This is a genomic window from Achromobacter sp. 1014246743 (assembly GCF_059760725.1).
In genome coordinates this window covers 57,251-71,549 of the sequence record NZ_JCBANA010000033.1, presented here as the reverse complement: position 1 = coordinate 71,549, position 14,299 = coordinate 57,251, and the positions used below count along the sequence as shown (strand labels likewise).

The 14,299-nt window shown below is 67.5% G+C and carries 16 protein-coding genes; 6 read left to right on the top strand and 10 right to left on the bottom strand.

The genetic code is table 11. The annotated features are described in order from the left end of the window. Positions 1 to 43 precede the first annotated feature (43 nt). From AC6LJ2_RS15650 to AC6LJ2_RS15635, 4 genes are all read right to left on the bottom strand, one after another. Positions 44 to 748 carry a glutathione S-transferase family protein gene (locus AC6LJ2_RS15650; RefSeq protein ID WP_498151703.1) on the bottom strand — a complete coding sequence of 235 codons (705 nt, stop codon included), beginning with the start codon at positions 746 to 748 and terminating at the stop codon, positions 44 to 46. A 147-nt stretch (positions 749 to 895) separates the two neighbouring features. Next, positions 896 to 1,300, bottom strand: coding sequence for a DUF4168 domain-containing protein (locus AC6LJ2_RS15645; protein ID WP_025135669.1), 405 nt, complete (start codon positions 1,298 to 1,300; stop codon positions 896 to 898). A gap of 230 nt (positions 1,301 to 1,530) precedes the next feature. Beyond that, positions 1,531 to 2,298: a 4'-phosphopantetheinyl transferase family protein gene (locus AC6LJ2_RS15640; protein WP_498151702.1), complete on the bottom strand. Its 768-nt coding sequence runs from the start codon at positions 2,296 to 2,298 to the stop codon at positions 1,531 to 1,533. A 120-nt stretch (positions 2,299 to 2,418) separates the two neighbouring features. Continuing rightward, positions 2,419 to 3,234, bottom strand: a complete 816-nt coding sequence (locus AC6LJ2_RS15635; RefSeq protein WP_263911195.1) for a TSUP family transporter — start codon at positions 3,232 to 3,234, stop codon at positions 2,419 to 2,421. 102 nt (positions 3,235 to 3,336) lie between these two features. Between AC6LJ2_RS15635 and AC6LJ2_RS15630 the strand changes: the two genes are divergently transcribed. Next, positions 3,337 to 4,104, top strand: a complete 768-nt coding sequence (locus AC6LJ2_RS15630; protein WP_498151701.1) for an AraC family transcriptional regulator — start codon at positions 3,337 to 3,339, stop codon at positions 4,102 to 4,104. Between the two features lie 130 nt (positions 4,105 to 4,234). Then, positions 4,235 to 5,419, top strand: coding sequence for an FAD-dependent oxidoreductase (locus AC6LJ2_RS15625; protein ID WP_498151700.1), 1,185 nt, complete (start codon positions 4,235 to 4,237; stop codon positions 5,417 to 5,419). 34 nt (positions 5,420 to 5,453) lie between these two features. Here the strand turns inward: AC6LJ2_RS15625 and AC6LJ2_RS15620 are convergent, their stop codons facing one another. The 3 genes from AC6LJ2_RS15620 to trhA all read right to left on the bottom strand — a co-directional run bounded on the left by AC6LJ2_RS15620 (position 5,454) and on the right by trhA (position 6,832). Then, the gene (locus AC6LJ2_RS15620; RefSeq protein ID WP_175218976.1) at positions 5,454 to 5,762 is read right to left on the bottom strand and encodes a Txe/YoeB family addiction module toxin; all 309 of its coding nucleotides are present in this window, start codon (positions 5,760 to 5,762) and stop codon (positions 5,454 to 5,456) included. Then, entirely contained in the window at positions 5,713 to 6,012 is a 300-nt protein-coding gene (locus AC6LJ2_RS15615; RefSeq protein ID WP_175218978.1) for a type II toxin-antitoxin system Phd/YefM family antitoxin, read from the bottom strand. The genes AC6LJ2_RS15620 and AC6LJ2_RS15615 overlap by 50 nt, the downstream gene beginning before the upstream one ends. Positions 6,013 to 6,187: 175 nt before the next feature. Further along, positions 6,188 to 6,832, bottom strand: a complete 645-nt coding sequence (trhA, locus tag AC6LJ2_RS15610; protein ID WP_445656969.1) for a PAQR family membrane homeostasis protein TrhA — start codon at positions 6,830 to 6,832, stop codon at positions 6,188 to 6,190. 282 nt (positions 6,833 to 7,114) lie between these two features. Here trhA and AC6LJ2_RS15605 point away from each other — a divergent pair, with 282 nt between their 5' ends. From AC6LJ2_RS15605 to AC6LJ2_RS15595, 3 genes are all read left to right on the top strand, one after another. Then, positions 7,115 to 7,297: a hypothetical protein gene (locus tag AC6LJ2_RS15605; RefSeq protein ID WP_025135675.1), complete on the top strand. Its 183-nt coding sequence runs from the start codon at positions 7,115 to 7,117 to the stop codon at positions 7,295 to 7,297. A gap of 204 nt (positions 7,298 to 7,501) precedes the next feature. Then, complete coding sequence (locus AC6LJ2_RS15600) at positions 7,502 to 8,503, top strand: extracellular catalytic domain type 1 short-chain-length polyhydroxyalkanoate depolymerase (protein WP_498151699.1); 1,002 nt, start codon at positions 7,502 to 7,504, stop codon at positions 8,501 to 8,503. A 271-nt stretch (positions 8,504 to 8,774) separates the two neighbouring features. Then, positions 8,775 to 9,287 (top strand): DUF1993 family protein, encoded by a 513-nt coding sequence (locus AC6LJ2_RS15595; protein ID WP_263911185.1) that lies wholly within the window; start codon positions 8,775 to 8,777, stop codon positions 9,285 to 9,287. A 46-nt stretch (positions 9,288 to 9,333) separates the two neighbouring features. Here the strand turns inward: AC6LJ2_RS15595 and AC6LJ2_RS15590 are convergent, their stop codons facing one another. Then, the gene (locus AC6LJ2_RS15590) at positions 9,334 to 9,837 is read right to left on the bottom strand and encodes a VOC family protein (protein WP_263911183.1); all 504 of its coding nucleotides are present in this window, start codon (positions 9,835 to 9,837) and stop codon (positions 9,334 to 9,336) included. Between the two features lie 127 nt (positions 9,838 to 9,964). Further along, a complete protein-coding gene (locus AC6LJ2_RS15585) occupies positions 9,965 to 10,333 on the bottom strand; it encodes a DUF1428 domain-containing protein (protein WP_445656966.1) in 369 nt (122 codons plus the stop codon). Between the two features lie 170 nt (positions 10,334 to 10,503). Here AC6LJ2_RS15585 and AC6LJ2_RS15580 point away from each other — a divergent pair, with 170 nt between their 5' ends. Next, positions 10,504 to 11,478 (top strand): helix-turn-helix domain-containing protein, encoded by a 975-nt coding sequence (locus tag AC6LJ2_RS15580; RefSeq protein ID WP_263911181.1) that lies wholly within the window; start codon positions 10,504 to 10,506, stop codon positions 11,476 to 11,478. Positions 11,479 to 11,557: 79 nt separating this feature from the next. Here AC6LJ2_RS15580 and AC6LJ2_RS15575 read toward each other — a convergent pair whose 3' ends face one another. Continuing rightward, positions 11,558 to 14,263 carry an autotransporter family protein gene (locus AC6LJ2_RS15575; protein ID WP_498151698.1) on the bottom strand — a complete coding sequence of 902 codons (2,706 nt, stop codon included), beginning with the start codon at positions 14,261 to 14,263 and terminating at the stop codon, positions 11,558 to 11,560. Positions 14,264 to 14,299 lie beyond the last annotated feature (36 nt).

The window sequence follows — 14,299 nt, the reverse complement described above, 5'->3', positions numbered from 1 at the left end:
CGTCAATGGCGCCCTTTGCATGTCGGCGGGTAGTTCCGGTGCCTTATTCCGGTCCGGCCGCCGTCGGCGTATTGCGCGCCAGGCCGCCGTGGGCGTCCAGCAGGCGCTCGCGCCAGGCGTGCACCGGGTCGTCTTCGGCCAGCAGTTCCAGCGTGCTGGTGCAGCGCGCCCACATGAACATGCCGAACACGGCGTAGTCCGCATAGGCGGGCTGCGCGCCGGCCAGGAATGGCTGGCGCGCCAGCAGCTGCCGCAGCGGCAGCAGCGCGGCGCGCAAGGCGGCGATCTGGTCCGCGTAGCCGGCCGGCAGGTCTTCCAGGCGGCCGAAGCGCTTCTCGCGCGTGGTGCGGAAGTAGTCCTTGTCTTCGTCGCGGATCAATCCGTGAATCTCGGGCAGCAGCAGGCGCGCCAGCACCGGCACCAGGGTGGTGTCGGACCAGCCATTGACGAACAGGCTGAGCGCGCGGCCGGTGTCTCCGCCAAACAGCGAGGGCCGTTCGGGAAACGTGTCTTCGAGGTAGCAGGCGATCTGCCAGGAATCGCTGACCACGTGCGGCTCGTGCACCAGCACCGGCACCAGCTTCTGGCCAGAGAACGCGATGGCTTCCTTTTCGGTGAAGTGCCACGGCACGGTGCGGGCCGTCAGGCCTTTGTGCGCCAGCGCCATGTGCGTCTTCCAGCAGTGCGGGGAAAAGCGCAGCGTCGGGTCGGCGCCGGCCAGGTCATACAGGGTGAGTTCCGGGGTCAAGGCGGGGGCTCCTGGGTGGTCCTGCGAGAGGTCTGCCTAGGATAACCCCGGCCCGGGCCCATTGCATTGGGCGACGCCATCGGGCTGCTGCGTGGGCGCCATGCGCCGGTCCCATGCACCGGCCCGATGCCGCCGTGGTGCGAAAGCCTATTGCACCGCCGCGCCGGCCTTGCCCATGCTCATCAGCCGTTGCTTGAGCTGCGGATCCTGCTGCACGGCGCGGCCGATGCCGTTGAATTCCTCGACGGACAGGCCGTCGGCCTGCACCAGCTTGACCATCTTGGCGTCGGCTTCCTGGACGATCTTCTGCTTGGCCGCGTCGCTCTTGGCGGCCTCGACCTTGGGCCGGTATTCGTCCACCACGCCCGACACCTTCTGCGACGCCGACGCGAAGCGCTGCAATTGCTGGTCGGACGGCTGCACGGCCGGGGGCGCGGCTTGAGTCTGCGGCGGGGTCTGGGTGGCCGGGGCGTTTTGCGCCAGGGCAGGGGCACCGGACAACGCGGCCGCCGCGAGCACGGCCGATAGGATTGCGGTCTTGGAACGCTGCATGAAAAATCCTCCTTAGTGTTAACAGGCCCTTTTCCGGGTAAGTGTCTGGCCATGATGACAACCGGTCCGGGGAGGGTTCAAGTTTCGCAATGTGTTTTCCTGTGTCGGCGGACCACAGTGCTGCGGGGTCTGCACGGGGGAAGCGCCCCGGGCGCGCCGTGGAAACGTTTTACCCGCAACTTCGTGACATTGGGAAAGCGGATCGCAGGGCAGATGTCGGCTGCGCGGCCTTACGGCGCCAATTGCACCGCCGTGTACACGTGTCCCTGGCCGTAGCGATAGCCGCAATGAAACGACTGGCCACGCCGGAAATCCGGCCCGGCGTCGCGCTGCAAGCGCAACACCAGCCGTTGCGCGGACACGTCGGCGTGCATCACGGCCAGGTCGCCGAATTCCAACGGGTAGCGCGTCAGCGGGAATTGGCACTTGTAGAACGCTTCCTTGGCCGAGAACACCAGCGTGGCCCAGTCCGCGCGGGGCAGCGCATTGCCGACCAGCGCGCGTTCTTCCGGCAGCATGCAGACGGATTCGATGGCTTCCAGTTCGTTGGCATTGGCGATGGCTTCCAGGTCGATGCCCAGGCCGCGCGTGTCTTCGTGGCGGCCCACGGCCACCGCCAGCAACTGCCGGCTGTGGCTGATCGAACCTGTGAAACCGTTGGGCCAGACCGGCGCACGGTCTGCGTCGGTGCCTACCTGTAGCGTCTGCGCGCCTAACCCCGCCAGCAGCGTGGCGGCCAGGTCGCGTCCGGCCTGGTATTCGGCGTGGCGGCGTTGCGCGGCAGGGGCGGGGGCGACGCCGGTGGCGTCGGCATGGGCTGCCCCGATATTGGCCGCCTCAGCATAGGCCGCCCCAGCATGGGCTGCCCCAACATAGGCCGGCCCAACTTCCACCGACAGCCGCAGCACGCGCTGGGCGATGCGGCCGGTCAGGACGAAAGGCGCGTAGGCGTCGGGTAGCGGATTCACGGTGTCGGGGGCAGGGGAAAATCGATGCACCGAGGTCCCTGGAGTCGATGTGACAGGGGGCATGGCGCGGGCAATCGCGCCAGGCCGCCAGTCCATCTGGACGGGCCGCGACGCGCAGCCACGATCATAGGCCATCAGGCCCGGCCGATCCTACGCCAGCACCATGCTCACCATCACCAAAACCAACAGCAGCACATACACGCGGGCATGCAGCCGGTCAGGAATGCGCGGAATCAGCGGCGCCGCCAGCCGGATGCCCACCAGCGAGCCCAGCGCCAGCGCGGCGAATGCCAGCAGGTCGACATAGCCGACGATCCAAGGCGCCAGCGGCGCGGCCAGTTCGCGCGCCGCCGCCATGTAGGCCAGCGTGCCCACGATGGCGACCGGCAGTGTCAGGGGGTTGGCCATGGCCGCGGCCTTGGCCATGGGCAGGCCGCGGCGGCGCAGGAGCGGCACCGTCATCACGCTGCCGCCCACGCCCAGGAACGTGGCGATCGCGCCGATCACCACGCCGCCGCCCACGACCACCCCCTGGCCCAGCGGCCGCGCCCCCTGCGTGTCCGTGTGCGCCATGAAGCCCTGGCGCAGCAGGCAGTCCAGGATCGTCACGCCCAGGTAGGCAATGAAGGCGTAGCGCACCAGGTCGCCACTGGCCGACGTGGCGGCCCACGCGCCCACCAGCGCACCCACGCCGATGAAGGCGGCCAGCGGCCACACATAGGCGCGCACGATGTTGCCGTTGCGCTGGTGCTTGCGGGTGGCGGCAATGGAATTGACGATCATCACGCAGGTGGACGTCGCCACCGCGATGTGCATCGCCGCCTGGCCGATGGCGTCCTGGGCGCCATGGGTGGCCGTCAGCACGCCGTACAGCACCGGCACCACCACGAAGCCGCCGCCAAACCCGAACAGCACCGTGGTCACGCCACTCAGGGCGCCGAACAGCGCCAACACCACATACAGCATGTCATGCATCCTTGATGGGAAAACATCACGATAGGCCGGCGGGCGATGGCCTGCTTTCGAGGATTGGACAATAATGTTCGTGTTTCGGCCAACCGCCCGCCCATGCGCAATACCCACATCGACCTGCACGACCGTCTGGACCGCACGGTTGTCGCCATCGGCAACGACTACCCGCCCGGCCATCTGCTGCCGGCGCACTCGCATCGACGTGCGCAGTTGCTGTATGGCGCCACCGGCGTCATGCACGTGGTCACGCGCGACGGCAACTGGGTGGTGCCGCCGCAGCGCGCGGTCTGGATCCCGGCCGGCGTGGCGCACCAGGTCCGCATGCAGGACGTCAGTACCCGCAGCGCCTACATCGAGCCAGGCGCCGTGCGCACCGCCAGCACGGCCTGCGAAGTGGTGGACGTGTCGCCGCTGCTGCGCCAATTGCTGCTCGAAGCCGTCGACATGCCGCCGCGCTACGATCTGGCGGGTCGCGACGGTGCGCTGGCCACGCTGCTGCTGCACGAGGTGGACCGCGCTGCCGTGCTGCCGCTGCACATTCCGCTGCCGCCCGACAAGCGCCTGGCGCCGCTGTGCCGCGCCTTCATCGGCGCGCCCGACGTGCGCCAGGCCCCCGAAGCCTGGGCCGAGCGCCTGCACATGAGCCCGCGCACCTTCAGCCGCCATTTCCGCCAGCAGACGGGCATGGCGTTTTCCGAATGGCGCCAGCGCGCCTGCGTGGTGCTGGCGCTGGCCCGGCTGGCGGCCGGCGCGCCGGTGACCGCCATCGCGCTGGATTTCGGCTACCAAAGCCCGGCCGCGTTCTCCACCATGTTCCGTCGCGTGCTGGGGCGGCCGCCCACGAGTTACCTGCGGGCGGAGTAGGGGCAACACAGGGCAGGGATGCCTGCGATGCGCAGCGCGCCTGCATGACGGCAGTCCAGGGAAGCCACTTCCGGCAAAGGTTGCGCGCGTTGGTACTATGCCCGCACTTTCCCTACACGGCGCCGCGTTCATGTCCCCCACGCCTTCCCCGCTTTCCATCGGCATCGCCGGCGCTGGCAGCGCGGGCCTGGCCACCGCGCTGGCCCTGGCCCGCGCCGGGCATCGCGTGCAGGTCTTCGAAAAGCACCAGGGCTTCACCACCCTGGGCGCGGGCCTCTTGCTGCAGCCGCCCGGCGTGCGCGGCTTGCAGGCGCTGGGCGTGGATATCGCGGCGCTGAACGTCGGCGCGCCCATCGACCGGCTGCTGGGCCTGTCGCATCGCGGCTGGCGCGTGGTGGATATCGATTACGTGGGCGACGGCGCTCGCGCCGTCAACCGCGCCGCGCTGGGCGGCGTGCTGTTCGACGCCGCCCAACGCGCCGGCGCGCAGTTTTCTTTCGGCTGTCCGGTGCAACGCCTGGACACCGAGCAGGGCCGCGCCCGGGTACGCCACGCGGGCGGCGAATCGACCTTCGACTTGTTCGTGGTGGCTGACGGGGCCGCGTCTGCGCTGCGCGAACAGGTGGGGCTGGCCGCCCGCTCAAGCGTCTATCGGTGGGGCGCGCTGTGGGGCCAGTTCTGGGTGCCCGAATGGGCCGGCGCCTCGCAACTGCTGCAACGCTTTGCCGGCACCCGCGAAATGATGGGCTTGTTGCCGACCGACCTGGGGCTGCAGGGCGTGCGCCTGTCGCTCTTCTGGAGCATCCGCCACGACGCCTTGCCGGCCTGGCGCGCCGCACCCATTGCCGCCTGGAAAGCCCGTCTGTTGCAGCTTTGGCCCGAGGCCGAGCCGGTGGTCAGCCAGGTCACCGCCCACGATGACCTGGCGGTGGCGACCTACCGCCACAGCTGGCCTCGCGCCCTGGCCAGCGGCCCCTACTGCGCGGTGGGCGATGCCGCCCACGCCATGAGCCCGCAACTAGGGCTGGGCACCACGCTGGCGGTGCTGGACGCACTGGCGCTGGCGCGGGCGGTCGACCAGCACGGCGCCGCGGACGGCCCCGCCCAATACGCGCGCAGCCGCCTCACGCCGTCACGCCTGTACCAGACCCTGAGCCGCGCGCTGACCCCATGTTTTCAGGCGTCAGGCCCCGGCCTGTGGCGCGACCTGGCCTTCGCCGGCAGCCTGCTGATACCCGGCATGCGCGGCCTGATGAAACGCGGCCTGCTCGCCATGCCTGAACCGGGGGCGGCGCGGCGTTCATCGAGGGCGTAAAAAAGCACCCGCTCCGGGTGCTTGTTGGCCAGCGCTATTCGTAGTGATAACGGCACTGCAGGATAAAGATCTGCCCGTCTTGCACGATGTATACGAGGCGGTCGGCTTTCGTGATGCGGCGTGACCAGTATCCGGTCAGATCGCCGCGTAGGGGTTCCGGCTTACCGGTGCCCCTGAATGGATCGCGGGCGATTTCCTTGATCAGGTCGTTGATCTCACCCACGATGCGGACGTCATGCTGCTGCCAGTAACAGTAGTCGTCCCATGCATGGGACGTCCACGAAACCATGACTTCATTTTTTGCGGCGGCCTTGTTCTTGGCCTTCTTGCGCTGTTGATTCATTCTCTAGTAAGCCTCGATTGAAGGTCTTACCAGCTTTGAATTCGGCAATGGACTGACGCAGACGTTCTGCATTCACAGGAGACCCGAGCAGATGCAAAGTTTCCTGCATGCTGTTGTAGTCATCCAGCGACATCATCACCACGTGTTCGCCGCGCTGTCGGGTGATGATCGTCGGTTCGTGGTCTTTGCAGACCGAGTCCAGCGCCTGCTTAAAGCTGGCTCGTGCCTCGCTGAAAGTCAGAACGTTCATTGCTAGCCTCTTGTGTCGTAAGACCCTGTCCGATCCGCCGACTTCTCCCTGATGACGAAAATGATGACGGCCGATTCAGTATCAGATGCAAGGACAGTTGCGACCGATATGGAATCTACCGTGGAAACATTGTACTGAAGATTGTACAACCCATCAAGCCTTTGCTTTTAGGCCCCTACGCCGCATACCAAAGCACCGCAAAGAAATGGCACACCGTGCCCGCCAGCACGAACAGGTGCCAGATGAAGTGGCTGTAGCGCCAGCGGTTGTCGAAGACGAAGAACACCACGCCGCCGGTATAGGCCAGCCCGCCTGCGACCAGCCACCACAGGCCGCCGGTGGGCACGAGTTCGAGCAGGGGTTTGACGGCGATGATGACCAGCCAGCCCATGGCCAGGTACAGGCCGGTGGACACGGCGGGGCGGTTCAGGCGCTTGCTGGCTTTGAGGCCCACCCCCAGCAGCGCCATGCCCCAGACCAGCCCGAACAGCGTCCAGCCCCACGGCCCGCGCAGGGCGCCCAGCGCGAACGGCGTGTAGGTGCCGGCAATGAGCAGGTAGATGGCCGAGTGGTCCAGCACGTTGAACAGGCGCTTGGCGCGGTTGTCGGGCAGCGCGTGGTAGATGGTGGACGCCAGGTACAGCAGGCACATGGTGGCGGCGAACACTGCGGCGCCTGCGATGAAGGCCGCGTCGCCCTGGCGCACGGCCGCGACGATCAGGATGGGGGCGGCGGCCAGCGCGCCGGCCGCGCCCAGGCCGTGGCTGATGGTGTTGGCGATTTCTTCGCCCAGGGTCTGGCGGCGGTCGTTCGGGAACATGGTTTGCTGAAGGGAAAGGCAGGAAGTGAAGATCAGGGTTTCTACCATAGGCGTTTTGGGCCACCGCCTCAAGCGGAATGGGTCCGAAGACGCGCCTGCCTTGATCTGGTGCAAGCGCGCCGTCATGCCCCCGCCCGAAATGCTGCGAGGTTAAGTTACTGTGTGATACATTTCACACGCTAATCAATCTGCCCGACAGAGGCGGCGATTCAGCGGCTTACCGCGTTAACGACGGGCGACGCATCCGGCGTGCCCGCACAGACTCTTGAAGGGGAAGCACTTATGATTCCGGCAATCGGCCTGATGGTTGGGGCTTACATCGTCACGCGCATGACCGCGACGTTGACCCGGCCCGATACCAACAAAGTCGTCAAGGTGCTTTCGATTCTGACCATCGTGGTCGCACTGGTGTCCTGTCTGGACCTCCTGACCAGCAGCGCCGCGATTCAATCCGGCCGGTTCTGATCCGGCGGATTCCAGGGCATTGGCGTCCGCTCCCGCGGACGCGGCAGTCGGCGGGCCGCAGGGTGCGGCCAGGTGGTTTTCAAACGTCGTCGTGGAGTTAAAAAGAGGTTTACTGGCAGAGGCCTGACAATGGCGCGCAGTTTTACCAGCTTGTTTTTCAACGCCGCAAAGAAATTCAGCAAACTCCAGCGCGCGGCGCTGCGCATGGCGGCCCCCAAGGCGGCCCGCAAACGCACCGTGTCGGCGCGCAAGGCCGCGGTGGCGCGGCAAGCGGCCAAGACCGCCGCTAGCGCCGCGTCCAGCCTCGGCGCCGGTCGCTGGGAGGCCTCGCGGCAATTCTCCGATGCGCTGGGCCGGCGCCTGACCTTCGCCCGCTACACCCCCGTCACCGCGACACGCCAGGGCATGCCCCTGGTGGTGATGCTGCACGGCTGCCGCCAGACGGCGCTGGCGTTCGCGCGCGGTTCGCGCATGAACCAATGGGCGGATGCCGGCGGCTTCATGGTGCTGTATCCGCAGCAGTCCATGACCCGGCAGGTGCAGCGTTGCTGGCGTTGGTTCCAGCCCGATGCGCAGCACGGCGGGGCCGACGCCGACCTGATCGCCGCGTTGATCCAGTCCGAGGTGGCGCGACATGGCCTGGACCCTGAACGCGTCTATATCGCCGGCCTGTCGGCCGGCGCCAGCATGGCCGCGCTGGTGGCCCTGCGCCATCCCGCATTGATCGCCGCGGTGGCGATGCATTCCGGGCCGGTGGTGGGCGATGCGCATACCGCGGCGGCGGGCCTGAGTACGATGCGGCGCGGCTCGGTCAAGCCGCTGCTGCCGCTGGTGCAAAGCGTGGCGGATCCGGCCGTCTTCGAGCTGGGCATGCCCGCCATGATCCTGCAGGGCCAGATGGACCCGGCGGTGGCGCCGCGCAACGCCAAGCAGCTGTTCGAGCAGTTCCGCGCGCTCAACGGCCTGGGCGCGCAAGACCTGCCGGTCGAGCGCGTGCTGGGATTGGGCACGGAAAAGGCGTATCGCCGTGTCGACCTCGTGCGGGGGCGCAAGACCGTGCTGCGGCTGTGCGAGATATCCCGGGTCGAGCACGCCTGGAGCGGCGGCGATGCGTCGGTTCGTTACCACGCCCGCAGCGGGCCGGACGCCTCGGCGCTGATCTGGCGCTTTTTCCAGGGCCAGCGCCGCGTCGCGATCGGCCAGTAAGGGGCCGATACGATGGGCGGATCGATCGTTGCCAGTGGGGGCGGCGCTTCGCAACGGTGCCACGAGTATCGACGCCACGCCTGTCGGCGCCGCGATCGGCATGCGAAAACCCTGCGCCGCGCCGGCAATGGCGCTATTGTTCCGGAATCGGGAATGCAGTTGTCGCGGCCCTCGTCGGCCGCTTGAAAGCACCGGGCGCTAACATCGCCGCACGCTCGGAAATCCGGCGCCACGTCCGGCGCCGGCCGGCGACGTCTTTCGGAAAAACATCATGTCTTTGTCCATGTACCAGGCCAGCGTGCCTGTCTTCATCCGCGGCTTGACCGTGCTCGCCGCGCTGCTGGAAAAGGGCGCCGCCCACGCGGCCGCCAACGGTATCGATCCGGCCGAACTCGTCAACGCCCGCCTGGCCCCCGACATGTACCCGCTGTCGGGCCAGGTGCAGCGCGCCAGCGATGCGTCCAAGTTCGCCGTGCAGCGCCTGTCGCAGGTCGAGTCGCCCAAGTTTCCCGACGAGGAAGCCACCTTCGAGCAGCTGCAGAAGCGCGTGGCCGATACCATTGCCTATCTGCAATCGGTGCCGGCCGACAAGCTCGACGGCGCCGAAGGCCGCAAGGTCACGCTCAGCTTCGGCGACTTCAAGCCCGAATTCCAGGGCGACGCCTACCTGCTGACGTTCGCGCTGCCGAACTTCTATTTCCACGTCACGACCGCCTACGACATCCTGCGCCATGCAGGCGTAGCGATCGGCAAGCTGGATTTCCTGGGGCCGTACAAGGCCTGAGGGGGATGGCGCGGGGGCTGTCCGGCGCCCCGCCACCGCATCGCCATCAGCTCTTTTTCTGCGCCGGATCGCCGCAGCCGCTCATTTCGCCCATCTTGGCCATGTTCTGCTGGATTTCCTCGGGCGTCAGGTCCTGCTTGTGGGTGGCCAGCGACCAGCGGTGGCCGAACGGGTCCATCACCTGGCCGTAGCGGTCACCCCAGAACATGTCCGCGGCCGGCATGGCCAACTGGGCGCCGGCCGCCACCGCCTGTTCGATGGCGGCGTCCGCGTCCTGCACGTACAGGTGCAGCGTCACGGGCGAGCCCTTGAGCGCCTTGGGCCCCAGGCTGCCCCATTCGGGAAAATCATCCATCAGCATCAGGACCGAGTCGCCGATGCGGATGGCGGCGTGCATCACCTTGCCGTTGGGGCCGGGCAGCCGGGCCAGCTCCTCGGCGTTGAACGCCTTCTTGTAGAACGCGATCGCATCGGACGCGCCCTCGCACACGATGTGCGGGGTAAGGGTGTGCATGCCGTCGGGAATCGCCTTGCTTGCGGGGGTTGCCATGGTGTGTCTCCGTTGTGGATGGGGGGCGGGATAGCTACTGCGGAGTAGGCCGCCGGTGCGCCGTCGGCCTGTCCTTGTCCTACGACGAACGGGCGGCGCCGGAATCGACAGCTCGCCCGAACTTTTTTTATCGTGGGGCCACCTTGGCCACCAGGGTGGCGAAGCCGCCCCAGCACATGCGCTTGAAATCGAACACGCCCTCGCAGGACATGTTCGCCAGGCGCGGGTCGGCCATGACCTTGGCGTTGATGCGGTCGCGCTCGGCCTTGCTGGCAAAGGCGATCCACGAGAACACGACCGTTTCGCCTTCGCGCGTACCGGCCGCGGCGCTGAACGAGCCGAAGCCTTCGCCGTCGATGTCGTCCGCCACGCATTCGCGGAATTCCAGGGCGCCGTATTCCAGCCAGATCGAACCGGCCATGTCGGCCATTTTCTTGTACGCGTCCAGGTTCGCCTTGGGCACGCTCAACAGGTAACCGTCTATGTATTGTTCCATCGTCAGCTCCTTCGCTCGGTGTTGTTTTGTGCGGCCGCCGCCGGCCCGCATCCTTGCCCGGCGACCGCCCCGGTATCCGTGCCGGGTGATGCCACTGTATCGGGATCGGCGCCGCTTTCCGATGGGCAATTGCGACATCTTCAGGGTGGATTGCGACACGCCTGCGGCGTATGCTTGGCGGCATGAAAAACATCGCGTTTTTGCTGCCCCGCGGCGCCAATATCGCGTCGCTCGAAACCGCCCGGCATGGTTTTTTGGTGGCCAACGAATACCTGGCCGCGCAGGGCCGTGAACCGCGCTTCCGGGTGCGCACGCTGGCCGCCACGCGCCAGGTCAGCCTGGACGACGGCCGCATCACGGTGCTGGCCGACCTGGTGCTGGACGACGCACAGGGCATCGACATCTGCATCGCTCCGCCGCTGCTGGGGGCGGTGTCCGACGTGGTGCTGTCCAATCGCGAACTGATCGACTGGCTGGCGGGCCATTACCGCCGGGGCGGCGAAGTGGCCAGCCTGTGCATGGGGGCGGCGCTGCTGGCAGCCGGCGGCCTGCTCGACGGCCAGCAGGCGGTGGTGCATTGGGTGGCGCGCGACCTCTACGCCAGCCTGTTTCCGTCGGTGCAGTGGTCCAGCGACCGCGTCGTCATGTCGGAAAACGGCATCTACACCAGCGGCGGTGCGTTTTCGGCCGCCCACCTGGTGCTGCACCTGATCGAAAAATACACCGACCGCGACACCGCCATCTGGTGCGCCAAGTACTTCCAGCTCGACTGGAGCCGCCAGAGCCAATTGCCGTTCTCGGTGTTCATGGGCCACAAGTCCCACGCCGACCAAGTGGTGCGCGCGGTGCAGGACGAAATCGAAACCCGCTACACCGAAAAGATCACCGTCGAAGACCTGGCCGACCGCCACGCCATGGGGCGCCGCACGCTCGAACGGCGTTTTCGCCAGGCCACCGGCAACAGCATCGTCGAATACGTGCAGCGCGTGCGCGTCGAAGCCGCCAAGAAACGCCTGGAAAGCTCGCGCAAGAGCGTGGCCGAAGTCATGTACGAAGTCGGCTACAACGACACCAAGGCGTTTCGCGACATCTTCAACAAGTACTGCGGCATGTCGCCGGTGGGCTATCGCGAACGCTATCAGTAAGGGGCCGGGCGCACCCCGGCCACCACGCGGCGGGCAGTTCGCGCTGTTGCGCCCAGCACGCGCCGGGTAGCCGGGCGCGTCACCACGCCCAGCGCACGCCCACGCTGCCGGACACGCTGCGCTGGCGTTCGCCGCCCAGATTGGTCAAGCCGCTGGCGGCCGCGTACAGGCTGGTGGACGTGCCCACCTGCGCCGCCACGCCCAGGTCCACCTTGCCGGCCGTCTGGCCGACGTTGGCGCCCAGCACCGTGTCGCCGCCGAAGGTGGTGCGGTCGTTGTCGCCAAAGGTGCGCAGCAGGTTCAGCCGCACATAGGGCTGCCAGTTCACGCGCGCCGATTCATAGCGGCCCAGCAGCCGCAGGCCGGCGCGGCCCAGGAAGGTATTGCCGCGGTTGAAGCCCACCGTCGATATGCCGTCGTCCAGGTCGTTGAACGACAGCCGCTGCCACACCAGCTGCGCCTGCGGTTCCAGCTCGACATTGCCGCCCAGCGGGATCGGCAGCCCGGCTTCCACCGACCCGGTGATGGCCCGGCCGTGCGTCGTGTCGCCGATGCCGTCGCGCGAGCGCGGCTTGGCGTCCAGCGTGCTGCCTATCAGCACCACGTCGGTGTACCAGCCTCCCGGGCCGATGTGGGTCCAGTACGCGCCCAGGCTGTAGGCGTTCACGGCCAGGTGGCCGGCGTCCAGCCCTTGCATGCCCAGCGCAAAGCCGTTGACGTCGCCCGTGGCCCGCGCAAAACCGGCGAACAGGCCGAAGCGGTCGCGGTGGCCGTTGTCGCCAGTGCGCGCATAGATATCCTGCCCGGCCTGCGCCCCGAAAATGTCGCCCTTGAACTGCGGGTTGGCGTCGCCGCGCTGGGTCAGGGTGTCGTGCCCGCCCCAGGCGCGCGACCAGGCGGCCGGCAAGGCGCCGTCCTGCGTCAGCAGCGATTGCGCGCCCTGGCGGTCATGAAACGTGCCCAGTTGCTGGATGCCAAGCTGGCGCGCCACGCCGGGCAGGGCGGCATACACCGGCACTTCGGGGCGGTAGGTCACGATCGGGTCTTCGCCCGCGGGCGGCGGCTCGGGCAGCGGCGGCGTGCCGATGGCCGGGTCCGGCGGGTCGACCACGCCGTCCACCGATGGCACGCTGTTGCGCAGGTACCAGTTGTCGGCGGTGCCGGGCGTGATGCCGCCGTGCACCAGATGGTATTGATAGGCGCCGGCCTTGACCGGGCCGGCCAGCATGAAGGCACTAGGCGACGTGGTGGCGCCGTTGGCCGCCTGCACCACCTGGATGCCGTTGGCCACGGTTTCGGCGCCGGGGCCGCCGACGTTGTTGATCTGCAGCCGGGTCGATCCCGTCGCGGTGCCGCCGTTGATCACCAACTGGTCTGACGGCGCGCCGTCGCCGCCCAGGTAGGTGTTCAGCGCCAAGGTGCCGTTCTGGCCCACGTAGCTGCCGACGTTCAGGCGGTTGCCGACGCCCGCGCCGCCCAGTTGCACCAGGCCCGCGTTGGTCAGCGCGCCGTTGATGGTGAAGGCGCCGTTGCCGGACCCGGCCAGCGTCGGCAGGGCGTTGGCCACGGCGATCGTTCCGTTGTTCGTGACGGCGCCGGTGACCGTGCCGTAGCCGCCCAGCGTCGTGCCCGCGGCCACGTTCACGGGGGCATCCAGCGTGCTGGCGACGTTGAGCGTGCCGCTGTCTACATAGACCTGGTTGAAGGTGCCGCTGCCGGTCCAGTTCCACAGCAAGCCTTGCATGCGCAACGTGCCGAAGTTCAGGAATGCGTTGGCTGCCGTACCCGTGCCCTGCAAGGTCACCGTGTTGTTGCCGGCGCCGCCGTCGGCGCTGCCATTGATAACCGAGCCGGTCTGCAGGATCAGCGCATTGTTGCCGTTGCCCATGCGGATGGCGCTGCCGATGCCGCTTTCGACCAGGCCGGCGTTGATGATGGTAGTGTCGCCGTTGAGCGTGCGGATGCCGAAGCCGTTCTGGCTGATGATGCGGCCACCCGCCAGGTTTTCGATGGTGGCCGTGAAGCTGGAACTCACGGTGTTGGACAGCACCGCATCGGGGGACACGCCGCTCACGCCGCCGCTGGCCGTGATCGTGCCGGAATTGACCAGCCGCGCGTTGTTGCCCTGCATGTAGACGGCCTGACCCGAGTTGCCGCTGGTCATCACCGTGCCGCTGTTGATGATGGTGCCGTTGCTGCCCAGGATGGAGATGCCGCGGGCGTTCGAGCCTGTCGTGGACACCGTACCGGTATTGGTGATGGTGTTGTCGTGCTGGCCCAGGTTGGTTTGGCCCCAGGCGGCTGAAATGCCGTAGGCATTGGGACCCGCCGTGGAAATCGTGCCGTGATTGGTCAGCGTGTTGCCGCTGCCGTTGGCGGCCATGCCGTCGTTGAAGGCGCCGGTGGTGGTCAGGCTGGCGCCGTCGCCATTGGTGATCTGGTTGCCGTCGCCGTTGCCTAGCAGCACCGCGCCACGTGAACCACCGCTACCACCTCCGCCCGTCAGGACCAGTTGGCCGTTGTTGCTGATGGTGCTGCCGGCTTCGACGCTGATGCCCACCGGGTTGACAGCGCGGGGGAAGTTGCCGGTGGCGGTGCTGTCCAGGTTGACCGTGACGCCCGTGCTGCCGGACTGTGCAGCGACGGGAGCGATGCCTGCGCCCGAACAGGTGACGACGGTGTTGCTGGCGGGGGCCACATTGCTGCAGGCGGCCATCGCGGGCGGCGCCATCGCGCAGGAAAAAAGGGCGACGCTGCCGATACCGCTGCCGATGGCCTTCTTCATGGGCAATGTCCTTTATAGGGAATACGCCGTCTGCAA